We start from the raw sequence: 26,265 nt of genomic DNA on the forward strand, positions 1-26,265 counted from the left end.
CCCTCGCCACAGAGACCTCGCAGTACTTAGAACACCGAGACGTAATCGCCCAGCTCGACCTGTACCGATTTGATGCGGGTGAAGTTGTTCAGCGAACTGATGCCGTTCTCACGGCCGACACCCGACTGCTTGTAGCCACCGACCGGCATCTTCGCGTCGGATTCGCCCCAGGCGTTGATCCAGCAGATACCGGCTTCCAGCTGATGAATCACACGGTGGGCGCGGTTCAGGTCCTTGGTGACGATACCGGCGGCCAGGCCGAAGTCGGTGTCGTTGGCGCGGCGGATCACTTCCTCTTCGGTTTCGTAGGAGAGGATCGCCATCACCGGGCCAAAGATTTCTTCACGGACGATGGTCATGTCGTCGGTGCAGTCGGTGAACACGGTCGGCGCCACGAACGCACCCTTGGCGAATTCACCGTCGGTCAGGCGCTCACCGCCACACAGCAGGCGGGCACCTTCTTCCTTGCCCTTGGCGATGTAGCCCAGCACGCTTTCCATGTGCGCAAAGCTGACCAGCGGACCGAAGTTGGTGTTTTCGTCTTCCGGGTTGCCGATGCGGATGCGCGCAACGCGCTCAGCGATCTTGGCTTCGAAAGCGGCCTTCAGGTGAGCCGGTACGAACACGCGAGTGCCGTTGGTGCAAACCTGGCCGGAGCTGTAGAAGTTGGCCATCATCGCGGTGTCGGCGGCGCGATCGAGGTCGGCGTCGTCGCAGATGATCAGCGGCGACTTGCCACCCAGTTCCATGGTTACGTCCTTGAGCGAAGAGCTCGAAGCGCTGGCCATGACTTTCTTGCCGGTATCGGTGCCGCCGGTGAACGAGACTTTCTCGATGCGCGGGTGTTCGGTCAGCCAGGTGCCGACTTCACGGCCGCTGCCGGTCAGGACGTTGAACACGCCATTTGGTACGCCGGCTTCGGTGTAGATCTCGGCCAGTTTCAGGGTGGTCAGCGAGGTGACTTCGCTTGGCTTGAAGATCATCGCGTTACCGGCCGCCAGGGCTGGTGCGGATTTCCACAGGGCGATCTGGATCGGATAGTTCCACGCGCCGATACCGGCCACGACGCCCAGCGGCTCGCGACGGGTGTAGACGAACGAAGTGGTGCGCAGCGGAATCTGCTCGCCTTCGATGGCCGGTACCAGGCCTGCGTAGTACTCCAGCACGTCAGCGCCGGTGACGATGTCGACGTAGCGGGTTTCGGAGTAGGCCTTGCCGGTGTCCAGGGTTTCCAGGGCGGCCAGTTCGTCGTTGCGCTCGCGCAGGATTTCCACGGCGCGACGCAGGATGCGCGAACGCTCCATGGCGGTCATGGCGGCCCAGATCTTCTGGCCCTTTTCGGCGCTGACGACGGCGCGTTCGACGTCTTCCTTGGTAGCACGTTGCACTTTTGCGAGGACTTCACCGTTAGCCGGGTTGATGGCTTCGAAAGTGGCGTCGCTGCTGGCGTCGCTGTACGCGCCATCGATGTAGAGTTTTTGCAGTTCGAAACGGGCCATAAAGTCCTCGCAAGAGCATTAAGTGGCTGGCGCGGTTCGGTGGTTGAGCGTTTATGTGTGCTCTAACTCACCCGCTTGGCCAGTTGGGTATCCATGTATTCGTAAGCAATCTGTTGCGCCTGCTCGGTGTCGAAAGCATCTCCCGACAACGCGCCGCGCAACCACAGGCCGTCGATCAACGCTGCCAGGCCTCGGGCGGCACTGCGCGCATCATTGAGCGGCAGCACGCGGCGAAACTGGCAGCACAGGTTGGAATACAGACGGTGATCGTTGATCCGCTGCAACCTGTGCAAAGACGGCTGGTGCATGCTGGTGGCCCAGAAGGCCAGCCAGGTTTTCATTGCCGGGCCATTGACCTGGCTGGCGTCGAAGTTGCCTTCGATGATCACCTGCAGATGAGCCCTCGGGCTGTCATCTGTCAGCGCCTGTCGGCGCAGGGTGACGTTCTCGCTCAGGACGGTCATCAGGTACCCCATGGTGGCGGCGATCAGGCCATTCTTGTCCTGAAAGTAGTGACTGATGATGCCATTCGAGACACCGGCCAAACGGGCGATCAGCGCAATGCTGGCGTCCCCCATTCCGACCTGATCGACGGCCTGCAAAGTGGCTTCGATCAATTGCTGGCGGCGGATGGGTTGCATACCGACCTTGGGCATCTTGCACATCTCCTTAGGCCTTCCCGCAGACGCAGAACGTCCATCGGCTTGAGGGCCAGTCTATTTTGTTTTGATTGAACGTTCAATCAACAAAGAATAAGATCTGCGACAAATCGTCGCTGCTTACAGATTTTTCCTACATGTAAATGGCGGCAAACCGACATCCGAAATAGCTCGAAGCCTATACGCCACGGCGTCTCAAGGGCTTCGGGCTTTTTTCGGGCTGTCTTTATATCACCCGCCGGTCGGCTGCCCACTAACCGATTGGTCGGGTAACTCGTTTGTCTTGCGTTCTTCTCTCGCACTGCCCGGAGCATCTGTGCCATGAGTTCTGCCTCGCTAATAAAGACCCCACCCGAGAAGGTGACGGTCAACGGTTGGGTGTTCTACACCTCTACCGCGTTGATTCTGTTGTTGACCGCCATTCTGATCATCGCCCCGCAAGAGGCCGGCAGAATGCTGGGTACGGCGCAAGCCTGGTTGTCCCGCAGCTTCGGCTGGTACTACATGGTGGTGATCGCCGCCTACCTGATTTTTGTCGTTGGTCTGGCGTTTTCGTCCTACGGCAAATTGAAGCTGGGCAGCAAAGACGATACCCCGGACTTCAGCTACGGTGCCTGGGCGGGGATGCTGTTCTCCTCGGGTATCGGTATTTCGCTGCTGTACTTCGGCGCGTCCGAGCCGCTGGACCACTACTTCAACCCGCCGGAAGGCGTGGCTGGCAGCAACCTGGCGGCCCGTCAGGCGGTGCAACTGACCTTCCTGCACTGGGGCTTGCATGGCTGGGCGATCTACGCGCTGGTCGGCCTGGCCGTGGCGTACTTTGCCTACCGGCACAACCAGCCGCTGGCGTTGCGTTCGGCGTTGTATCCGCTGGTGGGAGAGCGTTGGGTCAAGGGCGCGGCCGGGCACGCGGTGGACGGCTTCGGCATGTTCGTGACCCTGCTGGGGCTGGTGACGAACCTGGGGATCGGTTCGCTGCAAGTGTCGTCGGGGCTGGAAAACCTGTTCGGCATGGAGCACAGCAACACCAACCTGCTGATCGTGATCATCGTGATGAGCACCGTGGCGACCATCGCTGCCGTGTCGGGCGTGGAAAACGGCATCCGCCGTCTGTCCAACCTCAACATCGTGCTGTTCAGCGGCCTGCTGATTTTCGTCCTGTTGTTCGGCCCGACCTTGCACCTGCTCAACGGCTTCGTACAGAACGTCGGTGACTACCTGAACGGTGTGGTACTGAAGACTTTCGATCTGTATGTGTACGAAGGCGACAGTGAGAAGTCCGACCGCTGGCTGGGCCTGTGGACCCTGTTCTACTGGGCCTGGTGGATTTCCTGGGCGCCATTCGTGGGCATGTTCATCGCGCGTATTTCCCGTGGTCGCACCGTGCGCGAACTGGTGGCCGGCGTGCTGCTGATTCCGCTGGGCTTCACCCTGGCGTGGCTGTCGATCTTCGGTAACTCTGCCCTGGACCTGGTGATGAACCATGGGGCGGTGGAGCTCGGGAAGACGGCGCTGGAACAGCCGTCCATGGCGATCTACCAGTTACTTGAGCATTACCCGGCGTCGAAAGTTGTGATCGGCGTGTCGATCTTTGTCGGTTTCGTGCTGTTCCTGACCCCGGCGGACTCCGGTGCGGTGATGATGGCCAACCTTTCGTGCAAGGGCGGCAATGTCGACGAAGACGCGCCGCACTGGCTGCGGATCTTCTGGTCGGCGGTGATCACCCTGGTGACCATCGGCCTGCTGTTCGCCGGCAACTTCGAAGCCATGCAAACCATGGTGGTGCTGGCCGGTCTGCCGTTCTCGGTGGTGCTGGTGTTCTTCATGTTCGGCTTGCACAAGGCCATGCGCCAGGACGTGCAGATCGAACAGGAGCAAGCGGAACTGGCGGCACGTGGTCGCCGTGGTTTCACTGAGCGTTTGACCCAGTTGGACCTGCAACCGAGCCAGTCGGTGGTCCAGCGCTTCATGGACAAGCACGTGACTCCGGCGCTGGAAGATGCGACGGCGCAAATGCGTGCCCAAGGTCTGGAGGTTCAGACGCTGCTGGGCAAGTCCAAGCGTTGCATGGGCGTACGGGTCGAGATGGAAGAGGGCAACCCGTTTGTCTACGAAGTCAGCCTGGATGGCTACCTGGCCACGCCAACCGAATCGGCTCAGTCCGATGAGGCGCGTCAGCGTTACTATCGTGCCGAGGTGTATCTGCACAACGGTAGCCAGGACTACGACTTGATGGGCTTCACCCAGGATCAGATCACCCGTGACGTGCTCGATCAGTTTGAAAGCCATCGGCAGCTCCTTGGCCGGGTTTATAGCTAAGGTGTGAGGAACTGCGGTGCAGTGAATGCTCCGCAACCCCCTGTGGGAGCGAGCTTGCTCGCGATAGCGGAGGGACAGTCAACACTCATGTTGAATGTTAAGCCCTCATCGCGAGCAAGCTCGCTCCCACAGGTTGTTCTGCGTCCATGTGAGAACGGGCTTGCCCGCGATGGGGCCATCGGCCACAAAGCTGCGTCACCCGATACCCCCACAAACAAAAACGCCGCGATTCTCTCGCGGCGTTTTTGTGTCTGTTGCCTTACCCCAGGTTCTTGCCGAGCAGTGCGTGATACAGCTCGCTGTCGCCAAGAATCCCCACTACATGGTTGTTATCGTGCAGCACCAGTTTGTTGCCGGTCTGATAACGAATCTGCAGCGCATCGCGCATGCCGATGTTCGAGTCCACCAGGGTTGGTCGACGACCCAGGCCTTCAACAGCCTGACCCGGTACCCAGTTCTGCAGATCCAGAGCAGAACCGTTTTGACGCGCCCCTTTGATAGTGTTGCCTTCCGCCAGGTCCAGCCACGAATCGCCGCCCGGATCGAGGCACACCGAACCGTTGATGCGTTTGCAGTTGTCCAGGGTGCGCATCAGGCTGCGGCCGCACAGTACGTTCAGCGGGTTGGTGTGGGCCACGAAGGTCCGCACGTAGTCGTCCGCCGGGTTCAGCACGATCTCTTCCGGCACACTGTACTGGATGATCCGGCCGTCTTTCATGATCGCGATACGGCTGCCCAGTTTCAGGGCTTCATCGAGGTCGTGGCTTACGAATACGATGGTCTTGCTCAGCTTGCGTTGCAGTTCCAACAGCTCGTCTTGCAGACCCTGGCGGATCAGTGGGTCGAGCGCCGAGAACGGTTCGTCCATCAACAGAATGTCGGCGTCCATCGCCAAGGCACGGGCCAGGCCCACGCGTTGTTGCATACCACCGGACAGCTCGTTGGGTTTCTTGTTGCGCCACTGGGTCAGGCCCACCAGCTCTAGCTTGTCGTCCACCAGCTTGCGGCGTTCCTTCTCGGGACGACCCTGCATCTCCAGACCGAAGCTGATGTTCTCGCGAACGGTCAGCCAGGGCATCAGGGCGAACTTCTGGAACACCATCGCAATGCGCTTGGTGCGCATCATTTTCAGTTCTGCCGGGGTGCAGGAGGCAATGTCGATCTGCTTGCCTTCGTGCTCGACGAACAGCTTGCCGCGGCTGACGGTGTTGAGGCCGTTGATGCAACGCAGCAGGCTGGATTTACCGGAGCCGGACAGGCCCATCAGTACGCAGATCTCACCTTTTTCGATGTCCAGGCTGGCTTTTTCAACACCTACAATCTGCCCGGTCTTTTTCAGGATCTCGTTACGGGTCATGCCTTGATCCAGCAGCTTGAGTGCCTCGCGTGGATCCTTGGAGAAGATAACGTCAACGTTATCGAAGCGAATAATGCTCATGCGTCACCCCCTACTTTGGCGTCGGGTTGTTTGCAGATACGGTCGAGCATGATCGCCAGCAGTACGATCGCCAGACCTGCTTCGAAGCCCAGGGCGATATCAGCGGTATTCAGTGCGTTGACCACGGGTTTGCCCAAACCGTCGGCGCCAACCAGTGCCGCGATCACCACCATCGACAACGACAGCATGATGCACTGGGTGATGCCGGCCGCGATGCTTGGCATGGCATGAGGCAGTTCAATTCGCGAGAGCAATTGACGGCGCGAGCAGCCAAAGGCCTTGCCGGCGTCCATCAATTCTTCCGGGACATCGCGAATACCCAGGTAGGTCAGGCGGATGGGCGCGGCAATCGCGAACACCACCGTGGAGATCAGACCCGGGACCACACCCAGCCCGAAGAGGGTCAGGGTAGGAATGAGGTACACGAACGTCGGTACGGTCTGCATCAGATCGAGTACCGGACGCATTAAAGTATAGAACATCGGTTTGTGCGCGGCGACGATGCCCAGCGGCACGCCGATGATCACGCAGACCAGGGTGGCGAACAACACCTGGGCGAGGGTTTCCATGGTCTCCTGCCAGTACCCCAGATTGAGGATCAGCAGAAAGGAGGCAACGACAAACGCTGTCAGGCCCCATTTGCGTTGAATGAAGTGTGCCAGTAGTGCGATTACGCCGATCAGTACCAGCGGGTTGAACCAGGTCAGCGCAAACGTCACGCCGTGGATCATCGTTTCCAGTGACACGGCGATGGCGTCGAAGGTGTTGGCGCCGTGTTGCGTCAACCATTCAACGAAGCCCGCGATGTACTGGCCTAAGGGGATTTTCTGATCAATCAGCATGGTAGTGAACGTCCGCATGCAAGGAAATAAACAGCCCGGACGGCCGAGGCCGCCCGGCATAAGCGATTACTTGGCCAGTTTGGCTTTCACGGCCTCCAGGCCTGGTTTACCGTCAATGGTGGTCACGCCAGCGAGCCAGGTATCGAGCACCTGTGGATTGTTTTTCAGCCAGGCCTTGGCGGCCGCGTCAGGCTTCATCTTGTCGTCCAGGATGTTGCCCATCAGTTCGCTTTCCATGTCGACGGTGAACTCCAGGTTCTTCAGCAACTGACCAACGTTGCTGCACTCCTGCGCGTAACCCTTGCGGGTGTTGGTCGCCACGGTGGCGGCACCGAAGTCGGGGCCGAAGAAGTCATCGCCACCGGTCAGGTATTGAATTTTGAAGCGCTTGTTCATCGGGTGCGGCGCCCAGCCGAGGAACACCACGGCGGTGTCGCGTTTCTGTGCGCGGTCGACCTGCGACAGCATGCCTGCTTCGGAGGATTCGACGACTTTGAAACCGGCGGTCTTCAGGCCGAAGGCATCCTTGTCGATCATGCTCTGGATCAGACGATTACCGTCGTTGCCAGGCTCGATGCCGTAGATCTTGCCGTCGAGCTCTTTCTTGAATTTGGCGATGTCGGCGAAGTCATGCAGGCCCTTGTCGTACAGCGCCTGAGGGACGGCGAGGGTGTACTTGGCGCCCTTGAGGTTGGTGCGTACGGTTTCCACGGTGCCGGCATCGCGGTAGGCCTTGATGTCGTTTTCCATGGTCGGCATCCAGTTGCCCAGAAACACGTCCATGTTCTTGCCGTCGGCCAGGGACTTGTAGGTCACGGGCACGGAAATCATGGTGGTCTTGGTCTTGTAGCCGAGGGCGTTGAGCACGACGCTGGTGGTCGCGGTAGTCGCGGTGATGTCGGTCCAGCCGACATCGGAGAAGTTTACGGTACTGCACTGCGCCGGTTCTGCGGCTTGCGCCAGAACCGGCAGACTAAGCATGGCGGCCAACAACAACGACGGGGAACCTTTCATGGATGGACTCCTTGGTGTTTTTTTTGGCAGTGTTCCGACTGGACCACCGCACTTATAGGTTGCGGTTGGATGGCGTTCTGGAGACAGCTCTACCGCAGCGCCTTGCAATCGAGTCGATATGATCATGTACCAGTGAAAATCTGACGCCTACAGGGTGCGTCGTATCCAGTACAGGGATGGTCGCATCCAGTGTCGGTGACGTCGTTTACAGATTTTTTCAGGCCCTTTTCCTCTTCTGAACCGCAAAAAAACGGCGAAAACACGGCGTAAAAGACACGCGGCGCTGGTGGGCATGAGTGCGTCGGTTAGAGACGTCGAACAACACGATAAAAGCTTGATGATGCGGTCATCTCGGCGGATTGCAGCTTGAGCGTAGCAGCTCCGTCACCGTGCGTTTTTGCGTGCGCAGTGGGCCCATCCAGGAGTTCGGCAGTAATGGCTATCAGTGTTTTCGACCTGTTCAAAATCGGCATCGGCCCTTCCAGTTCGCACACCGTGGGGCCCATGCGGGCGGCGGCGTTGTTTGTGCAGGGCCTGCGCGAGCGTGGGTTGCTTGAGCAGGTGCGGCGTGTCGAAGTCCAGCTGTTCGGCTCGTTGTCGGCCACCGGTATCGGCCACGGCAGCGACAATGCAGTGATCATGGGGCTGATGGGCGAGTGGCCGGATGCGATTGATCCGTCGCAAATCGGCATCCGTATCGCCAACCTGCGCGAGACCGACACGCTGCTGCTCGACGGTCGCTTGCCGGTGCCCTTCATCTGGGGCCGGGACATGCGCCTGATCGACGAGAACCTGCCATTCCATCCCAACGCCATGACCCTGATTGTCGAGGGTGATGACGGCGAGTTGCATCACGACACCTACTATTCGGTCGGCGGCGGTTTTGTCGTCGATGAAGCGCAGGCCTCCAGCGGTGTCGTCGACCTCGACAGCACTGTGTTGCCTTATGATTTTTCCAGCGCCGCCGAACTGCTGGAACTGTGTAAAAAACACAACCTGCGCGTGGCTGAGTTAATGATGGCCAACGAGAGGGTGTGGCGCAGCGAGGATGAAGTCCGCAGCGGCCTGATGAAGCTCTGGCGCGCCATGCAGGATTGCGTTGAACAGGGCCTTAAACACGAAGGCATCCTGCCCGGCGGGTTGAACGTGCGCCGCCGTGCGGCCAAGCTGCATCGCAGCCTGCAGGAACTGAATAAACCCAACGTGATCGGCTCGACCTTGAGCGCCATGGAATGGGTCAACCTGTTCGCCCTGGCGGTCAACGAAGAAAACGCCGCCGGCGGGCGCATGGTCACGGCACCGACCAACGGCGCGGCGGGGATCATTCCGGCGGTGCTGCACTACTTCATGAAATTCAGCGAGGCCGTGACCGACGCCAATGTCGTCGATTACTTCCTCGGCGCGGCGGCGGTGGGAATCCTGTGCAAGAAGAACGCCTCGATCTCCGGTGCCGAAGTCGGTTGCCAGGGCGAAGTCGGTTCGGCCTGCGCCATGGCGGCGGCCGGGCTGGCGGAAATCCTTGGCGCCACGCCAGAGCAACTGTGCAACGCGGCGGAGATCGGCCTGGAGCACAACCTCGGCCTGACCTGCGACCCGGTGGGTGGGCTGGTCCAGGTGCCGTGCATCGAGCGCAACGCAATTGCCGCGGTGAAGGCGATCAACGCCGCGCAAATGGCATTGCGCGGTGATGGTCAGCACTTCATTTCGCTGGATCGGGTGATCCGCACCATGCGCGATACCGGTGCCGACATGCATGACAAATATAAGGAGACATCGCGGGGTGGGTTGGCGGTGAGTGCGGTGGAGTGTTGAGACCGCGTTGACCCTGTGGCGAGGGGGCTTGCCCCCGTTGGGTCGCGTAGCGGCCCTAAAACTTTTACGACTGCTACGCAGCCGAACGGGGGCAAGCCCCCTCGCCACAGTAGACCAGTCAAAACTGCGCGCCAAGTGAACACCCGCTCGAAGTCGCGCCATCTTTTAGTGCGTCGCTTACAGATAAATCGTCTTGCCACTGATCGAGGGTCAGCCAGCCTTCGACCGCCCGTCACCCGTGCTTGCGGTGACACTCCTCTGCGATGCGGCGAAACGCCGTTCCCACAAGTGCTACCGAATTGCTCACAGCTTGTGGGCCGGGGCGCTTGCCAGTCCTGATGGCCATTTAAATCCCCACGCCTTGCAAGACATACATAGACACATTCCGACGTCGTTTTTAGGAGTTATTGAACGCGCATTCAAATTTAGGCATGGCAATTGCTCTGTCATTACAAAGCCCGTCTCCCACGCGAGAACGATGGCAATAAAAAGAGCCTCCGCCTGAGGCCATCACCCGCTTTGTGTGAGGAGATACCGCGATGACGACGTTCAACTCCGGGGCCCAACCCCAGAACCGTGCGCCTCAATCCATCGGCTTTCTGCTGCTGGACAATTTCACGCTGATTTCTCTGGCCTCCGCAGTGGAACCGCTGCGCATGGCCAACCAGTTGTCCGGTCGCGAGCTTTATCGCTGGACCACCCTCACCGTCGATGGCGGCCAGGTCTGGGCCAGTGACGGTCTGCAAATCACCCCCGACGCTTCCATGCACAAAGCCCCGCCGATGGACACCGTCATCGTGTGCGGCGGCATCGGCATCCAGCGCACCGTTACCCGGGAACACGTGTCATGGCTGCAAAGCCAGGCTCGCCAGTCCCGCCGCCTCGGCGCGGTGTGCACCGGCAGCTGGGCCCTGGCTTGCGCCGGCCTGCTCGATGGTTTCGATTGCAGCGTGCACTGGGAATGCCTGGCGGCGATGCAGGAAGCTTTCCCGCGTGTAGCGATGAGCACCCGCCTGTTCACCCTCGACCGTAATCGCTTCACCAGCTCCGGCGGCACCGCGCCGCTGGACATGATGCTGCACCTGATCAGCCGTGATCACGGGCGTGAACTGTCCGCCGCGATCTCGGAAATGTTTGTCTACGAGCGCATCCGCAACGAACAGGATCACCAGCGTGTACCGCTCAAGCACATGCTCGGCACCAACCAGCCGAAGTTGCAGGAAATCGTCGCGTTGATGGAGGCCAATCTTGAAGAGCCGATCGACCTGGACGAACTGGCGGTGTATGTCGCGGTGTCCCGTCGTCAGCTCGAACGCCTGTTCCAGAAGTACCTGCACTGCTCGCCGTCGCGTTACTACCTCAAGCTGCGCCTGATCCGCGCGCGCCAGCTACTCAAGCAAACGCCGATGTCGATCATCGAAGTGGCTTCGGTGTGCGGGTTTGTGTCCACGCCGCACTTCTCCAAGTGCTACCGCGAATACTTCGGCATTCCGCCGCGTGACGAGCGCGTAGGGTCCAACACCACCCAGCAAGTGGCGATGATGCCGTTGCCGCAAGCGCTGGTGCTGTCGCCGTTGTCCGGGCCGTTGTCGGCGCTGAGCCAGGCGCGTAATGAGTCTACGTTTGCCAGTGTAAGGCTCTAGACCGAGGCGCCTTCATCGCGAGCAAGCTCGCTCCCACATTGGTTTTGTGAACGACACAGATCTAATGTGGGAGCGAGCTTGCTCGCGAAGGCTGTTTATCGGCCTGTGTGGCTCTGCTGATACTCCGCCAGCGCCGGCAACAACTGCTTGTCGATCGCCTGGCGCACCGCCGGCAAGATGGTCGCGCTGCTGGTGTACATCTGTTTGACCATGGTCCGCAGGGTCATCGCCCGCACATCGTTCAAACCTCGTACCGCACACTCGCAGGCTTGCTCGGCGGTGGCGCCGGTGGGCACCTCGAAGCCCAACGACTTGAGCTGGCCCAACAGGTCTTCCTGGTCTATCAAATCGGCGTGCATCATGACGCAATCCTTCTTCAGGGAACGGTGTCTTGGTTCGATTCTGGTAGGGGTGCCGGGTGTCGGCAAGGGCGAATTGTCGCAATGGCAGCATTGGCTATGAACAGGTCGTTTTCGGGCAACTTGCCGGCCAAAGGAGGGGGCACACTGGACTCAGCTCGCTTCACGAAGGTTTGGTCACCCTCGCACGGCAGCTCCTCAACAGTACCCTCTGCCTCGATCCTGTCACGGCTTGATCGGGGTTTTTTTTACTTGTGAATCCGGGAAATATTCGGTGTCTGGACTGGCGCCATCGCGGGCAAGCCACGCTCCCACAGGATCGGGGTTACCACAGATTTGGTGAACGACGCCAAACCTGTGGGAGCGTGGCTTGCCCGCGATGAACGATGACGCGGTCTAGCGCTGTAACACGAGGATGCGCGACAACAACTCATCCCGGTCGACATAGCAGCCCTGGAAATGCCGGGCGCCGGTCGCGGGATCGAAGGCGTTGCGCGCATGCAAGGTGCGGCGGTTGTCGAAGCACCACAGCTCACCGGGATTGAGCCGCTGCATCAACCTGAATCGAGGCTCGCGGGTCATCGCGATAAAGCGCCGGTAGGCCTGATACAACTTGGGCATCTGCTCCACCGATGCATCGAAGGGGCCGCGCAGAAAGTTGGCCATGCGGATTTCCGACACCTGCCCCAACGTATCCAGGGCAATGATCGGTGCCAGGCAGCGGTAGTCGCTGTGACGGTCCTTGTTGCGAAACTCCACGGGGATTTCGCAGAGGCTTTTGAAAGATTCGGGGTCTTCCCGGCGCAAGGCGTCGGCAATGGCAAACCCATCGACAAAAATGCTCTCGCCACCCTCGGCGTCATTGACCAGGCAATGCAGGAATTGCAGCCCCGGTTGCAACTCCCGGGTTGGCAAATCGCTGTGCAGCGGCAGGTTGAACGCGGTGTAGGCGTTGCTGTCGGCGTCGGCCTTGGATTGCACGTTGAACAGCACGCCGAAATTGCTCTCGCGGATGAAGGAAATCCGTTGGGCGATCAGCTTCAGAGAGCCGGGTTCGGTGGGCACGCCACGGACTTGGGTCAATCCGACATCCCGTACCGCCAACAACCATTGCAACAAGGCGTCGGAGTCGTTCATCAGCGCCTGATACTCGAATACCGGCAACTGCAAATTACTGTGCCAAAGCCTGGCTTTTGGCTTGCGTGCCTGGCGCTCGGCGCGGGACTCGTCGTCATAGGCGTGGGCGCGCAGCCAGCCGGGGTCGAAGCGGCTGCTGTGGCCGTCCTGCCAATCAACCGACAGGCAACCTTCGGTGTCGATGTGCACTTGCTCAGGGATCAAGTCTTGAGCTGTATCGACGATTTCCAGCACTTGCTCGCGGGTCACGGTGTACACGCACTGGGGGCACGGGCAATTGTCTCTCAGCCATTGATGGTGGAAGGGGCTGACGCGATTGTCGGCCCACTTCACCAGAACACGGTCCGCCAGGGTCTGCACGGCAGTCAGCGCGCTGATCAACGGATAGGTACGAAAGTCGGCAAAGGCAGCGGCGGTGTTCATGGCGATCTCCTTGTTATTTTTTTGGGGGTAATGCGATCACTCGGCCAATGTACTCGGGCGCTGGCAGGTCCGCCTGTTCGGCGACGATGGCTTGCAGCTGGCTCAAGGACTGCTCGCTGAACGGCGCCGAACGCGGCCCGGCGAGGTCCACGTGCAGCAGCATCTGTTCATTGCCAGCCAGTTCCCGGGCATCACCCACCAGATGCAGGCTGTGATAGAGGTGCACGCGCTTGTTGTCGTGGGCGATGATTTGGGTGTGCACTTCGACCTGGGCGTCGAGCTTCACCTCGTGCAGGTAATTGAGGTGCAGTTCGAGGGTGAACAGCGAGTTGCCGCTGGCCTCGCGGCTGTTGCTGTCCAGGCCCAGGCGATCCATCAGGGCATCGGTGGCGTAGCTGAAAATCAGCAGGTAGAAGGCGTCGCGCAGGTGGCCGTTGTAGTCGACCCAGTCGGGGATGATGGTGGTTTGGTAGGTGGTGAGGGTGGGCATGGTTTCTGATCCAATTTGTGTGGTGACCGGACTGCCGCTATCGCGAACAAGCTCGCTCCCACAGGTGACGGAGTTGTATCAGACACCTGCGATCAAATGTGGGAGCGAGCTTGCTCGCGATGGGGTCAGCACTGCTGGCCCCAAAGCTTGGGCTTACTCGCTGAAGGCCATCCCATGCTTCTCTTTGGTGGTCTTCACCGCCTCCAGCACCGCCAGCAGGCAGTCATCACGATAGCGCTCCAGCGCCGAAATGCTGTGTTTGCCCAGTTGATCGCTGGTGCCATCGACCACATCATCGATCAGTTTGTCGGTCAGCTCCGGCGCCGGCAGGTAGGTCCACGGCAATTGCAACGCCGGGCCGAACTGCGCCATGAAGTGACGCATGCCGGCATCGCCGCCGGCCAGGGTGTAAGTCAGGAACGTGCCCATGAACGACCAACGCAAGCCGGCGCCGAAGCGGATTGCATCGTCGACTTCACCGGTGGTCGCCACGCCGTCGTTGACCAGGTGCAGCGCCTCACGCCACAGTGCTTCGAGCAGGCGGTCGGCGATGAACCCCGGCACTTCCTTGCGCACGTGCAGCGGGCGCATCCCCAGGGATTCATAGACCTTCATGGCCGCTTGCACAGCTTCAGGGGCGGTGTTTTTACCGCCGACCACTTCCACCAGTGGCAGCAGGTAAACCGGGTTGAACGGGTGACCGACCACACAGCGTTCCGGGTGCGTCGAACTCTCGTAGAACTCGCTCGGCAACAGGCCAGAGGTGCTGGAGCCGATCAACGCATTGGGCTTGGCTGCCGCACTGATTTTGCTGTGCAGGTCCAGTTTCAGCTCCAGCCGTTCCGGGGCGCTCTCCTGGATGAAATCGGCATCGCGCACGCACTCTTCGATGGTCGCGACAAAACGCAGGCGATCCTGCGATGCACCCGGTGCCAAACCTTGTTTTTCCAGCGCGCCCCAAGCGTTGGCGACACGCTTGCGCAGGGCCGCTTCGGCACCGGGGGCCGGGTCCCAGGCCACTACATCCAGGCCATGGGCGAGGGCGCGGGATACCCAACCGCTGCCAATGACACCGCTGCCTAACGCTGCGAAGGTTTTGATTTCGGTGATAAAGCTCATGGCGATTTCCTGAATTTGGCTCGGAAAAAAAACTGTGGGAGCGAGCCTGCTCGCGATGGCGGTATTCCTGCCGCAGATGATGCTTCGGATGTACCGACGTCATCGCGAGCAGGCTCGCTCCCACAGGGGGAAAGTGTGTAAGGGTCAACCGCGCTTGGTCAGGCCCATTTTTGCTCGGCCTTCAGCCGGGGTCAGGACGCGGGCACCGAGGCGGCTGAGGATTTCCGAGGCGCGCTCGACCAGTTGGCCGTTGGTCGCCAGCACGCCCTTGTCCAGCCACAGGTTGTCTTCCAGTCCGACTCGCACGTTGCCGCCGAGCAACACTGCTTGTGCCGCCATCGGCATCTGCATGCGACCGATACCGAAACCGGCCCAGACCGCGTCGGCCGGCAGGTTGTCGACCATGGCTTTCATGGTGGTGGTGTCCGCCGGCGCGCCCCAAGGGATGCCCAGGCACAGCTGGAACAACGGGTTGTCGAGCAGGCCTTCCTTGATCATCTGCTTGGCGAACCACAGGTGGCCGGTGTCGAAGATTTCCAGCTCGGCTTTAACGCCCAGTTCCTGGATGCGTTTGGCGCCAGCGCGCAGTTGGGCCGGGGTGGAGACGTAAATGGTGTCGCCGTCGCCGAAGTTCAGGGTGCCGCAGTCGAGGGTGCAGATTTCCGGCAGCAGTTCTTCGACGTGGGCCAGGCGGGTCAGCGGGCCGACCAGGTCGGTATTCGGGCCGAATTCCATCGGGTTCTCGCCAGCGCCGATTTCCAGGTCGCCGCCCATGCCGGCGGTGAGGTTGACGATGATGTCCACGTCCGCCTCGCGGATGCGCTCCATCACTTCGCGATACAGCGCCACATCACGGCTGAACTTGCCGGTTTGCGGGTCGCGCACATGGCAGTGAACCACGGTGGCACCGGCCTTGGCGGCTTCCACGGCGGCAGCCGCGATTTGTTTCGGGGTGACCGGCACGTGTGGGCTCTTGGCGGTCGTGTCGCCAGCACCGGTGAGTGCGCAGGTGATGATGACGTCGTGGTTCATTTGGCGGTTCCTTACAGGCGAGTTTTTGGTTTTGGCCGGGCGTGGTGATCCCGTTCGCAGCCCGTTGGGGGCTGCGAGCCGGTGGTTCTATCGGGTTTATTTACTGGTCAGTTTCAGGTTTTCAGCCGCCGGTTTGCCATCGAAGGTGGTGACGCCTTCAAGCCAGCGTTTTTTGTCCTGCGGGTGATCCTTGAGCCATTGTTTGGCCGACTCGAAAGCGTCCTTGTGATCCAGCAGCGGCTGCATCATCCGGCTCTCGTCTTCGGCGGTGAACGTCAGGTTGCTCAGCAGGCGACCGATGTTCGGGCATTGTTCGGCGTATGTCGGTGCGGTGACGGTCCACACGGTGGCCTTGCCTTCGTTCGGGCCGAGGGCGTTTTCGCTGCCGGTGAGGTAGGTCATTTTCACGTTGACGTTCATCGGATGCGGCGCCCAGCCGAAGAACACCACGGCTTCGTTGCGACGCACGGCGCGATCCACGGCGGCGAGCATGCCGGCTTCGCTGGATTCGACCAGCTGGAACTTGCCGAGGCCGAACTGGTTCTTGGAAATCATGGCCTTGATCTGGGTGTTGGCGCCCGAGCCAGGCTCGATGCCGTAGATCTTGCCGCCCAGTTCTTTTTCGAATTTGGCGATGTCAGCGAAGGTTTTCAGGCCCTTGTCGGCGAGGTAGGTCGGCACGGCGAGGGTCGCGCGGGCGTCCTGCAGGCTTGGCGCATCAAGCACCTTGACCTGCTTGGCGTCGACGAACGGGGTGATGGTCTGGGTCATCAGCGGGTTCCAGTAACCGAGGAACAGGTCCAGACGCTGGTCGCGGATCCCGGCGAAGATGATTTGCTGGGAGGCGCTGGTTTGTTTGGTGCTGTAGCCGAGGCCGTCGAGCAATACCTGGGTCATGGCACTGGTGGCGATCACGTCGGTCCAGTTCACTACACCCATGCGCACGTTCTGGCACGCGGCGGGTTCGGCGGCCATGACACTGGCGCTCAGTAACGCGGTACCACTGAGTGCAAGAACACAGCTGCTGATCAGTCGTTTCATCTCAGGTTCCTCGGCAGTTCGTTATTGTGAGTTCCGGTGTCTGATGCGCCGGTGATGCCAAGTTACGCAGCAAAGCACCGATGAAAGCGCACTGCGGCGACCAGCTCTTGCACTGCAGCGACCTGTGCTCTTGAATGCCGCTCGCAACTGGCGTATCAACATCCCTACGCTGCCCGCCCTCTCGTTACCTGGCCTCTTGTTACCTGCTAAGCGAGTGCGCTCCATGTCCCAGGATTTCTACTTCTTGTTGATGCCGGGTTTCTCGGCCATCGGATTTATCTCGGCCATCGAGCCGTTGCGGGTGGCCAATCGCTTTCGTGGCGAGCTGTATCGCTGGCATGTGCTGAGCGCCGATGGCGGGGCGGTGCTGGCGAGCAACGGCATGTCGGTCAACGCCGATGCGGCGCTGGAACCGTTGAAAAAAGGCGTGACGCTGCTGGTGGTCGCCGGGTTCGAGCCCCTGAAGTTCACCACCCCGGCGCTGGAACACTGGCTGCGCCGCCTGGACCACGAAGGCGTGACTCTCGGCGGCATCGACACCGGCAGCTTCATCCTCGCCGAGGCGGGTTTGCTCGACGGCCATCGCCTGACCCTGCACTGGGAAGCTATCGACGCGTTCAAGGAATCTTATCCACAGCTCAGCGTCACCCAGGAACTGTTCGAGATCGACCGCCGTCGCATCACCTCTGCTGGCGGCACCGCCTCTATTGATTTAATGCTGGATCTGATCGCCCAGGCCCATGGCCCAGAGCTGGCGATCCAGGTCAGCGAGCAATTCGTGCTTGGCCGCATCCGCCCGCGCAAAGACCATCAGCGCATGGAAGTCGCCACCCGTTATGGCATCAGCAACAAGAAGCTGGTTCACGTGATCGGCGAGATGGAGCAGCACAGCGAACCGCCGCTGAGCACGCTGGAACTGGCGGAATCGATCAAGGTGACGCGACGGCAGCTGGAGCGCCTGTTTCGCCTGCATCTGAACGACACGCCGAGCAATTTCTATCTGCGATTAAGGCTGGAAAAGGCCCGGCAGTTGCTACGCCAGACCGACATGAGCGTGCTGGAAGTGAGCATTGCCTGCGGGTTTGAATCGCCGTCGTATTTCACCCGCAGTTATCGGGCGAAGTATGAGCGGTGCCCGCGGGAGGATCGGCGCACCGCCAAGGCATAATCACCCGAGAAACCTGTGGGAGCGAGCTCGCTCGCGAAAAACTTATGGACGACGCTGGGTATCTGGTTTTAAGCGTTATCGTTCACGACCTTCGCGAGCAAGCTCGCTCCCACAGGTTATTGGTGTTCCGGAAGTTTATTTACTTCTTCACCAATGCCGAACACGCAGCCTTGTAAGCCTCATGCTGATACTTGTTCAGCGTCCCCGGCAGCTCGAAATTGTGCTTTTTGGCTTGGGCATTGATGGTCTGCGGCGACAGCAAGGTCACCTCGCAATTCTCCAGCAACTGGAAAACCCCCTCGATCTTGAAGGTCGTTGGCCCGCCAGCGAACTCGCCTTTCTTGCTGCGTTTCTTGATCGCAATGCGGTCGATGGAATTCTCACGGACAAACGATGCGACCTGAGCGGCAAACACTTTGACGTTGGCGGCTTCGTCATCATCGTCCAGGGCAATTTTCTTGGTGGCGAGCGCGACATGGCCCAGCGCCTGACCGTCCAGCGTGGCCACGGCAATGATCGCTTCACTGCCCTTGATTTCGATGCCGCAGACTTTCATGTTCAATCCCATTAGTGACAGAGGGTGTGCAGCTTACAGCTCAAGCTGGCTGGGGAACGGATCACTCCTGCCCAATCGACTCCAAAAACTCCGACCGCTCGTCGCTCATCCGTGCAATGCAATCGTTCTGGGCAATGGTGAGCGCCTTGCTGCCGTTGGTGGCCGGGAAGGCTTCGACGGCGCAGTCTGCGTCGCGGGTCTTCAGCCATTGCTGTTGGGCGGCTTTGATCTTGGCGGTGATGTCGGCCAGTTGCGACGGGTTTTTGCCGTACTGCGACTGCATGCGCTCGGTCAGGCCCTGGAGGTTTTCCTTGAGCAGGTCTTCGGCGGAGGTTTTGCTGAAGGCCGAGCACTCGAGGGTCTGGATGTCGTTTTCGACTTTGTCGCACGGGTTGTCGTCGGCCACCTCCGCTGCGTGTACGCCGGTCGCAATCAGTGCCATTGCCAGAATGATCGATTTCATTATCGTCGCCGCTCTTGTCCAGTGAAGCATCCAGTGATGCGGCGAATTCTGGCCCAAGCCAGGGGCCTTGAACAGGTCGATGATTGTGCCTGGCGACGACCCTTTGTCGCGGATTGACGCTTTCGGCAAACCCCCTGTCGTTTTTGCACCCGGCTGCCCCTGCACCGAGGCATATGCTGGCCCCAAAGCGCCGGCACACGATTCGGCGCATGAATCGCTAACAAGGGGACAGCCTGATGAGCCCAGCCGAATTGCACGCCGACAGCATCGTTATCGACGGGCTGATTATCGCCAAGTGGAACCGTGAACTGTTCGAAGACATGCGCAAGGGCGGTCTGACGGCGGCTAACTGCACCGTGTCGGTGTGGGAGGGCTTTCAGGCCACCGTCAACAACATCGCCGCGAGCCAGAAGCTGATTCGCGAGAACAGCGACCTGGTGATCCCGGTGCGCACCACCGCCGACATCCGTAAAGCCAAGGAGCAGGGCAAGACCGGCATCCTGTTCGGCTTCCAGAACGCTCACGCCTTCGAAGACCAGATCGGCTATGTCGAGGTGTTCAAGCAACTGGGCGTCGGCATTGTGCAGATGTGCTACAACACCCAGAACCTGGTGGGCACCGGTTGCTACGAGCGTGACGGCGGCCTGTCGGGTTTCGGTCGCGAAATCGTCGCCGAGATGAACCGCGTTGGTGTGATGTGCGACCTGTCCCACGTCGGTTCCAAGACTTCCGAAGAAGTCATCCTCGAGTCGAAGAAACCGGTCTGCTACTCCCACTGCCTGCCATCGGGGCTCAAAGAGCACCCGCGCAACAAGTCCGATGAAGAACTGAAGTTCATCGCCGACCACGGCGGCTTTGTCGGCGTGACCATGTTCGCGCCGTTCCTGGCCAAGGGCATCGATTCGACCATCGACGACTACGCCGAAGCCATCGAGTACGTGATGAACATCGTCGGCGAAGACGCCATCGGCATCGGCACCGACTTCACCCAGGGCCATGGCCAGGACTTCTTCGAATACCTGACCCACGACAAGGGCTACGCCCGCCGCCTGACCAGTTTCGGCAAGATCATCAACCCGCTGGGCATCCGCACCGTGGGCGAGTTCCCGAACCTGACCGAGACCCTGCTCAAGCGCGGCCACTCCGAGCGCGTGGTACGCAAGATCATGGGCGAGAACTGGGTCAACGTCTTGAAAGATGTCTGGGGCGAATAAGCCGCCGCACCTCTGAATCCTTTCCCCCGGCCGCCCGCGCCGGGGGCAACACCAAAATTTTTCTGGAGTTAAGTTTCCATGGCCAAGATCGCCCCGCAATTGCCAATCGAAGTCGACAGCGAAACCGGTGTCTGGACCTCCGACGCCCTGCCGATGCTGTATGTGCCGCGCCATTTCTTCGTTAACAACCACATGGGCATCGAGGAAGTGCTGGGCGCTGAAGCCTATGCCGAAATCCTCTACAAGGCCGGCTACAAGTCCGCCTGGCACTGGTGTGAAAAAGAAGCCGAATGCCACGGTCTGGAAGGCGTAGCGGTGTTCGAACACTACATGAAGCGCCTGTCGCAGCGCGGCTGGGGCCTGTTCAAGATCCAGGACATCGACCTCGACAAAGGCACCGCCAGCGTCAAGCTCGAACACTCGGCATTCGTCTACGTGTACGGCAAGGTCGGGCGCAAGGTCGACTACATGTTCACTGGCTGGTTTGCAGGGGCCATGGATCAGATCCTCGCCGCTCGCGGCAGCAAGATCCGCACCGTGGCCGAACAAGTCTACGGTGGCTCCGAAGAGGGCCACGAAGACGGCTTGTTCACCGTCAAGCCGTTGTAAGTCGAGGAACCCGCCATGGCTTTCGAAGCAATGTTCCAGCCGATCCAGATCGGCAAACTGACCATCCGCAACCGCGTGCTCAGCACCGCGCACGCCGAGGTCTATGCCACCGACGGCGGCATGACCACCGACCGGTACGTCAAGTATTACGAAGAGAAAGCCAAGGGCGGTATCGGCCTGGCGATTTGCGGCGGTTCGTCCGTGGTGGCCATCGACAGCCCGCAGGAATGGTGGAGTTCGGTGAACCTGTCCACCGACCGCATCATTCCGCACTTCCAGAATCTTGCCGACGCCATGCACAAGCACGGCGCCAAGATCATGATCCAGATTACCCACATGGGCCGTCGCTCGCGTTGGGACGGCTTCAACTGGCCGACGTTGATGTCGCCGTCGGGCGTGCGCGAGCCGGTGCACCGTGCCACTTGCAAAACCATCGAGCCGGAAGAGATCTGGCGGGTGATCGGTAACTACGCTCAAGCGGCCCGCCGCGCCAAGGCCGGTGGCCTGGACGGCGTCGAACTGTCGGCCGTGCACCAGCACATGATCGACCAGTTCTGGAGCCCACGGGTCAACAAGCGTACCGACGAATGGGGCGGCACCTTCGAAGGCCGGATGAAGTTCGGTCTGGAAGTCTTGAAAGCCGTACGCGCCGAGGTCGGTGACGATTTCTGCGTGGGCATGCGCATCTGCGGTGACGAGTTCCACCCGGATGGTCTATCCCACGAAGACATGAAGCAGATCGCCAAGTATTACGACGATACCGGCATGCTCGACTTCATCGGCGTCGTGGGTTCGGGTTGCGACACCCACAACACCCTGGCCAACGTGATTCCGAACATGAGTTATCCGCCGGAACCGTTCCTGCATCTGGCTGCCGGTATCAAGGAAGTGGTCAAGGTTCCAGTGCTGCACGCGCAGAACATCAAGGACCCTAACCAGGCCACACGTATCCTGGAAGGCGGTTACGTCGACATGGTCGGCATGACCCGCGCGCACATCGCCGACCCGCACCTGATCGCCAAGATCAAAATGGGGCAGATCGACCAGATCAAACAATGCGTCGGTGCCAACTACTGCATCGACCGTCAGTATCAGGGTCTGGATGTGCTGTGCATTCAGAACGCCGCGACTTCTCGTGAATACATGGGTTTGCCGCACATCATCGAAAAAACCACTGGCGTGAAACGCAAGGTGGTGGTGGTCGGCGCCGGTCCTGCCGGGATGGAAGCCGCCCGCGTGGCCGCCGAGCGTGGCCACGATGTGACCCTGTTCGAGAAAAAGGAATTCATCGGCGGGCAGATCACCACCGCATCGAAAGCCCCGCAACGGGACCAGATCGCCGGTATCACCCGCTGGTATCAACTGGAACTGGCGCGGTTGAAAGTCGACCTGCGCCTGGGCACCGCGGCTGACGCGCCAACCATCATGGACCTGCGTCCGGACGTGGTGGTGCTGGCCGTCGGCGGTCATCCGTTCATCGAGCAGAACGAACACTGGGGCGCGGCTGAAGGCCTGGTGGTCAGCAGCTGGGACATCCTCGATGGCAAGGTGGCACCGGGCAAGAGCGTGCTGGTCTACGACACCATTTGCGAGTTCACCGGCATGTCGACCGCCGACTTCCTCGCCGACAAGGGCAGCCAGGTCGAGATCGTGACCGACGACATCAAGCCTGGTGTGGCGATTGGCGGTACGTCGTTCCCGACTTACTACCGCAGCATGTATCCGAAAGAAGTGATCATGACCGGCGACATGATGCTGGAGAAGGTCTACCGCGAAGGCGACAAGCTCGTAGCGGTACTGGAAAACGAATACACCGGCGCCAAAGAGGAGCGGGTGGTTGACCAGGTGGTCGTGGAAAACGGCGTGCGTCCGGACGAAGAAATCTACTACGCGCTGAAGGAAGGCTCGCGCAACAAAGGCCAGATCGACGTCGAAGCCTTGTTCGCGATCAAGCCGCAACCTTGCCTGGAACAGAGCGGCGACGGCTACCTGCTGTTCCGCATCGGCGACTGCGTGGCCCAGCGTAACGTGCACGCGGCGATCTACGACGCGCTGCGGCTGTGCAAGGATTTCTAAGAGCTTGTGGATAACCCCTGTAGGAGCGAGCCTGCTCGCGATGGACGTGAACGATGACGCGGGGAGTTTGATTTAACGCGACGTTCTCAGGTTTTTCGCGAGCAAGCTCGCTCCTACGGGGAGTCGAGCAAGGCATCCAGGTAGTTAAGCCCGAGGTCTTTGGGAGCTTCACCATGTTGAACACCCTTCTTCCAATCCTGTTGTTCGCCGCCCTGGGCCTTGGTGTCCTGGGCGCGTTGCGGCGGGTGGCCATGTGGCGCCGGGGCCGAGCCTCCAAGGTCGACCTGATCGGCGGCCTGTTCGCCATGCCCAAGCGCTACATGGTCGACTTGCACCATGTGGTAGCGCGGGACAAATACATTGCCAACACCCACGTCGCCACGGCTGGCGGTGCGGTGGCGTCCATCGTGCTGGCGATTCTGGTGCATGGTTTCGGCCTGCATAACCGCTTCCTCGGCTATGCGTTGCTGCTGATGTCGGCGGTGATGTTCGTTGGTGCGATCTTCGTTTACCTGCGTCGGCGCAATCCGCCGTCGCGCCTGTCGAAAGGCCCGTGGATGCGCCTGCCGAAAAGCCTGCTGGCGTTTTCGGCCTCGTTCTTCCTGTTGACCCTGCCGGTGGCGGGCATCCTGCCGGAAAATTTCGGTGGCTGGCTGTTGGCGGCGATTCTCGGGGTTGGCGTGTTGTGGGGCGTGTCGGAACTGTTCTTCGGCATGACCTGGGGCGGGCCGATGAAACACGCCTTTGCCGGTGCCTTGCACCTGGCTTGGCACCGCCGCGCCGAACGTTTTGGTGGTGGTCGTTCCACGGGGTTGAAACCGCTGGATCTTAGCGACCTGACCGCGCCACTGGGTGTGGAAAAACCCAAGGATTTCACCTGGAACCAGTTGCTCGGCTTCGACGCCTGCGTGCAGTGCGGTAAATGCGAAGCAGCGTGCCCGGCCTTCGCCGCCGGTCAGCCGCTGAACCCGAAAAAACTGATTCAGGACATGGTCGTCGGCCTGGCCGGTGGCACCGATGCCAAGTTCGCCGGCAGCCCGTATCCAGGCAAAGCCATTGGCGAACACGCGGGCAATCCGCATCAGCCGATCGTCAACGGTTTGGTAGATGCCGAGACGCTGTGGTCGTGCACCACCTGCCGCGCTTGCGTCGAGGAATGCCCGATGATGATCGAGCACGTCGATGCCATCGTCGACATGCGCCGTCATCTGACCCTGGAAAAAGGCGCGACCCCGAACAAAGGTGCCGAAGTCCTGGAAAACCTGATCGCCACCGACAACCCTGGCGGTTTCGCGCCGGGCGGGCGGATGAACTGGGCAGCGGACCTGAACCTCAACCTGCTCAGCGAAAAGAAATCCACCGACGTGCTGTTCTGGGTCGGCGACGGCGCCTTCGACATGCGTAACCAGCGCACCCTGCGCGCCTTCGTCAAAGTGCTCAAGGCAGCGAAAATCGACTTCGCCGTGCTCGGCCTCGAAGAGCGCGACAGCGGTGACGTGGCCCGGCGCCTGGGCGACGAAGCAACCTTCCAGCTGTTGGCCAAGCGCAACATCCAGACTCTGGCCAAATACAGTTTCAACCGTATCGTCACCTGCGATCCGCACAGTTTCCACGTGCTGAAAAACGAGTACGGCGCCTTCGATGGTAACTACCTGGTGCAGCACCACAGCACCTACATGGCGGAAATCATCGATGCTGGCGCGCTCAATCTTGGCCAGCACAAAGGCGACAGCGTGACCTATCACGATCCGTGCTACCTCGGCCGTTACAACGGCGAATACGAGGCACCGCGCCAGGTTCTGCGCGCTCTCGGGATTGAAGTGAAAGAAATGCAGCGCTCCGGCTTCCGCTCCCGCTGCTGCGGCGGTGGTGGCGGCGCGCCGATCACCGACATTCCCGGCAAGCAGCGCATTCCCGACATGCGCATGGAAGACATCCGCGAAACCGGCGCCGAACTGGTGGCCGTGGGTTGTCCACAGTGCACGGCGATGCTTGAAGGCGTGGTCGAACCACGTCCGCTGATCAAGGACATCGCCGAACTAGTGGCTGATGCGTTGCTCGAAGACGCCGCGCCGGGAAAGCCTTCGGCACCGGCCAAACGTGAACCTGCGGAGGTGCATTGATGAGTGACATTATCCGCCGCGACCCTCGCGCCGAATGGATCGCCCGCAACCGTCTGCACCCGCTGCACGCGGCCATGCAGCCAGCGCAACACAGCTGGATGGGGCCTAACGGCGTCATCCGCAAGAATCCTCACGGGATCGGTTTTATCGGTCCCAATGGGATCAAACGGATCGACCGCAGTGGCGCTCAGCAGGGCGGGGCGACTAAACGCTCGGCCGCGGTTGAAGTGCAATTGCCGCTGCATCAAGTGGCTGCACCTGCGTTCTATATCAGCGTGGTGCCGGACATGGTCGGCGGCCGCTTGAGCAGCCACGACCGCGACCTGCTGGGCCTGGCTCATCAACTGGCCGGCAAGGACGGTGCTGTGCTGGCCGTGGTGTTCGGCGAACACAAGGAAACCGCTTTCGCCACGGCGGGCGTCGACCGCCTGCTGGTGCTGGAAGGCGAAGAATTCAGTGGTTATGCACCGGAACAACGGGTCCAGGGCCTGCGGGCTGTGGATAACCAGTTCAGCCCGCATCACTGGTTGCTGCCGGACAGCCGCAGTGGTGGTGGCGAACTCGGCCGACGTTTTGCCGCAGCACTGGGCGAGCGCCCGGCCACGCGGGTCTGGCAAGTCAAGGATCAGGAGTGCATCGGCCGCGCCGGTGCTGGCCTGCAAGACCTTGCCCGTCCGCTGGCGCGACTGATTCTGGCGGCTGCCGAGTGCGCCGAGCCGGTCAGCGAAACCCGTCACGAAGCGCTGCCCGTGGAGTTATCCACAACCGTGGCACGCAGCCTGTCGCGAATCGAAGATCTGGGCGCAGTGGCCGTCGATCCGGCGGCAATCCCCATGGCCGAAGCCGAGTTCATTTTCTCCGGCGGCAACGGGGTCAAGGACTGGGGACTTTTCCACAGGACCGCCGAAGCCCTCGGCGCGACCGAAGGCGCATCGCGGGTGGCGGTGGACGACGGCTTCATGGCCCGCGACCGTCAGGTCGGGGCGTCCGGCACCTGGGTCACCGCACGGGTCTATGTGGCGGTGGGGATTTCCGGGGCGATCCAGCACCTGCAAGGTATTGGTGCCTGCGACAAGGTGGTGGCGATCAACCTCGACCCTGGCTGCGACATGATCAAACGGGCCGACCTGTCGGTGATTGGCGAAAGTGCCGAGATTCTTCAAGCCTTGATCGATGCGGTAGCGGCTTACCGCAACGACGCCAAGCGCGATGCGGCTTAAGGGAAGGAA

The 26,265-nt window shown here is 60.7% G+C and carries 22 protein-coding genes; 9 read left to right on the forward strand and 13 right to left on the reverse strand.

Translation table 11 applies throughout. The features are described from left to right. Positions 1–26: 26 nt before the first annotated feature. Positions 27–1,499: a betaine-aldehyde dehydrogenase gene (gene betB / locus ABIE16_RS25545; protein ID WP_057712979.1), complete on the reverse strand. Its 1,473-nt coding sequence runs from the start codon at positions 1,497–1,499 to the stop codon at positions 27–29. 62 nt (positions 1,500–1,561) lie between these two features. Further along, positions 1,562–2,155 carry a transcriptional regulator BetI gene (gene betI / locus ABIE16_RS25550; protein WP_007985937.1) on the reverse strand — a complete coding sequence of 198 codons (594 nt, stop codon included), beginning with the start codon at positions 2,153–2,155 and terminating at the stop codon, positions 1,562–1,564. A 381-nt stretch (positions 2,156–2,536) separates the two neighbouring features. Here betI and ABIE16_RS25555 point away from each other — a divergent pair, with 381 nt between their 5' ends. Further along, entirely contained in the window at positions 2,537–4,477 is a 1,941-nt protein-coding gene (locus tag ABIE16_RS25555) for a BCCT family transporter (RefSeq protein ID WP_224795436.1), read from the forward strand. A 259-nt stretch (positions 4,478–4,736) separates the two neighbouring features. On the opposite strand, the gene choV is transcribed toward ABIE16_RS25555, so the two are convergent. The 3 genes from choV to ABIE16_RS25570 all read right to left on the reverse strand — a co-directional run bounded on the left by choV (position 4,737) and on the right by ABIE16_RS25570 (position 7,771). Next, positions 4,737–5,915, reverse strand: coding sequence for a choline ABC transporter ATP-binding protein (choV, locus tag ABIE16_RS25560; RefSeq protein ID WP_047534342.1), 1,179 nt, complete (start codon positions 5,913–5,915; stop codon positions 4,737–4,739). Beyond that, a complete protein-coding gene (gene choW / locus ABIE16_RS25565) occupies positions 5,912–6,757 on the reverse strand; it encodes a choline ABC transporter permease subunit (protein ID WP_057716544.1) in 846 nt (281 codons plus the stop codon). The genes choV and choW overlap by 4 nt, the downstream gene beginning before the upstream one ends. Positions 6,758–6,823: 66 nt before the next feature. After that, on the reverse strand, positions 6,824–7,771 hold the full coding sequence (locus ABIE16_RS25570) for a choline ABC transporter substrate-binding protein (protein ID WP_057712981.1): 948 nt from the start codon (positions 7,769–7,771) through the stop codon (positions 6,824–6,826). Between the two features lie 435 nt (positions 7,772–8,206). Here ABIE16_RS25570 and ABIE16_RS25575 point away from each other — a divergent pair, with 435 nt between their 5' ends. Together ABIE16_RS25575 and ABIE16_RS25580 are read left to right on the forward strand one after the other, a co-directional pair. After that, positions 8,207–9,583 carry an L-serine ammonia-lyase gene (locus tag ABIE16_RS25575; protein ID WP_429522173.1) on the forward strand — a complete coding sequence of 459 codons (1,377 nt, stop codon included), beginning with the start codon at positions 8,207–8,209 and terminating at the stop codon, positions 9,581–9,583. Positions 9,584–10,122: 539 nt separating this feature from the next. Further along, a complete protein-coding gene (locus tag ABIE16_RS25580; protein WP_007975492.1) occupies positions 10,123–11,226 on the forward strand; it encodes a GlxA family transcriptional regulator in 1,104 nt (367 codons plus the stop codon). A gap of 95 nt (positions 11,227–11,321) precedes the next feature. Here ABIE16_RS25580 and ABIE16_RS25585 read toward each other — a convergent pair whose 3' ends face one another. From ABIE16_RS25585 to ABIE16_RS25610, 6 genes are all read right to left on the reverse strand, one after another. Further along, positions 11,322–11,588, reverse strand: coding sequence for a hypothetical protein (locus tag ABIE16_RS25585; RefSeq protein WP_007995656.1), 267 nt, complete (start codon positions 11,586–11,588; stop codon positions 11,322–11,324). Between the two features lie 393 nt (positions 11,589–11,981). After that, positions 11,982–13,145 carry a gamma-butyrobetaine dioxygenase gene (locus ABIE16_RS25590; RefSeq protein ID WP_340313391.1) on the reverse strand — a complete coding sequence of 388 codons (1,164 nt, stop codon included), beginning with the start codon at positions 13,143–13,145 and terminating at the stop codon, positions 11,982–11,984. Between the two features lie 13 nt (positions 13,146–13,158). Continuing rightward, on the reverse strand, positions 13,159–13,635 hold the full coding sequence (locus ABIE16_RS25595) for a thioesterase family protein (RefSeq protein ID WP_057712984.1): 477 nt from the start codon (positions 13,633–13,635) through the stop codon (positions 13,159–13,161). A 153-nt stretch (positions 13,636–13,788) separates the two neighbouring features. Then, positions 13,789–14,754, reverse strand: a complete 966-nt coding sequence (locus ABIE16_RS25600) for an L-carnitine dehydrogenase (protein ID WP_429522174.1) — start codon at positions 14,752–14,754, stop codon at positions 13,789–13,791. A 144-nt stretch (positions 14,755–14,898) separates the two neighbouring features. Continuing rightward, positions 14,899–15,786, reverse strand: a complete 888-nt coding sequence (locus tag ABIE16_RS25605) for a 3-keto-5-aminohexanoate cleavage protein (RefSeq protein WP_057712986.1) — start codon at positions 15,784–15,786, stop codon at positions 14,899–14,901. Between the two features lie 96 nt (positions 15,787–15,882). After that, a complete protein-coding gene (locus ABIE16_RS25610; protein ID WP_340313386.1) occupies positions 15,883–16,827 on the reverse strand; it encodes a choline ABC transporter substrate-binding protein in 945 nt (314 codons plus the stop codon). Positions 16,828–17,050: 223 nt separating this feature from the next. On the opposite strand from ABIE16_RS25610, the gene ABIE16_RS25615 reads away from it, so the two are divergent. Then, the gene (locus ABIE16_RS25615) at positions 17,051–17,995 is read left to right on the forward strand and encodes a GlxA family transcriptional regulator (protein WP_057712988.1); all 945 of its coding nucleotides are present in this window, start codon (positions 17,051–17,053) and stop codon (positions 17,993–17,995) included. A gap of 139 nt (positions 17,996–18,134) precedes the next feature. Here ABIE16_RS25615 and ABIE16_RS25620 read toward each other — a convergent pair whose 3' ends face one another. Then, positions 18,135–18,551: a DUF3010 family protein gene (locus ABIE16_RS25620; RefSeq protein ID WP_429522175.1), complete on the reverse strand. Its 417-nt coding sequence runs from the start codon at positions 18,549–18,551 to the stop codon at positions 18,135–18,137. A gap of 61 nt (positions 18,552–18,612) precedes the next feature. Beyond that, entirely contained in the window at positions 18,613–19,014 is a 402-nt protein-coding gene (locus ABIE16_RS25625) for a lysozyme inhibitor LprI family protein (protein WP_218494728.1), read from the reverse strand. A 236-nt stretch (positions 19,015–19,250) separates the two neighbouring features. Between ABIE16_RS25625 and ABIE16_RS25630 the strand changes: the two genes are divergently transcribed. From ABIE16_RS25630 to ABIE16_RS25650, 5 genes are all read left to right on the forward strand, one after another. After that, positions 19,251–20,228, forward strand: a complete 978-nt coding sequence (locus ABIE16_RS25630) for a dipeptidase (RefSeq protein ID WP_032829497.1) — start codon at positions 19,251–19,253, stop codon at positions 20,226–20,228. Between the two features lie 78 nt (positions 20,229–20,306). After that, positions 20,307–20,837: a DUF5943 domain-containing protein gene (locus ABIE16_RS25635; RefSeq protein ID WP_008048169.1), complete on the forward strand. Its 531-nt coding sequence runs from the start codon at positions 20,307–20,309 to the stop codon at positions 20,835–20,837. 15 nt (positions 20,838–20,852) lie between these two features. Beyond that, positions 20,853–22,913: a dimethylglycine demethylation protein DgcA gene (dgcA, locus tag ABIE16_RS25640; RefSeq protein WP_429522176.1), complete on the forward strand. Its 2,061-nt coding sequence runs from the start codon at positions 20,853–20,855 to the stop codon at positions 22,911–22,913. A 173-nt stretch (positions 22,914–23,086) separates the two neighbouring features. Further along, on the forward strand, positions 23,087–25,036 hold the full coding sequence (gene dgcB, locus ABIE16_RS25645; RefSeq protein WP_057712991.1) for a dimethylglycine demethylation protein DgcB: 1,950 nt from the start codon (positions 23,087–23,089) through the stop codon (positions 25,034–25,036). Further along, positions 25,036–26,256: an electron transfer flavoprotein subunit alpha/FixB family protein gene (locus ABIE16_RS25650; protein ID WP_340313376.1), complete on the forward strand. Its 1,221-nt coding sequence runs from the start codon at positions 25,036–25,038 to the stop codon at positions 26,254–26,256. The genes dgcB and ABIE16_RS25650 overlap by 1 nt, the downstream gene beginning before the upstream one ends. The last annotated feature ends 9 nt before the right edge of the window (positions 26,257–26,265 follow it).

Source organism: Pseudomonas sp. 2725, from assembly GCF_050434585.1.
GTDB classification, from domain to species: Bacteria; Pseudomonadota; Gammaproteobacteria; order Pseudomonadales; family Pseudomonadaceae; genus Aquipseudomonas; species Aquipseudomonas jessenii.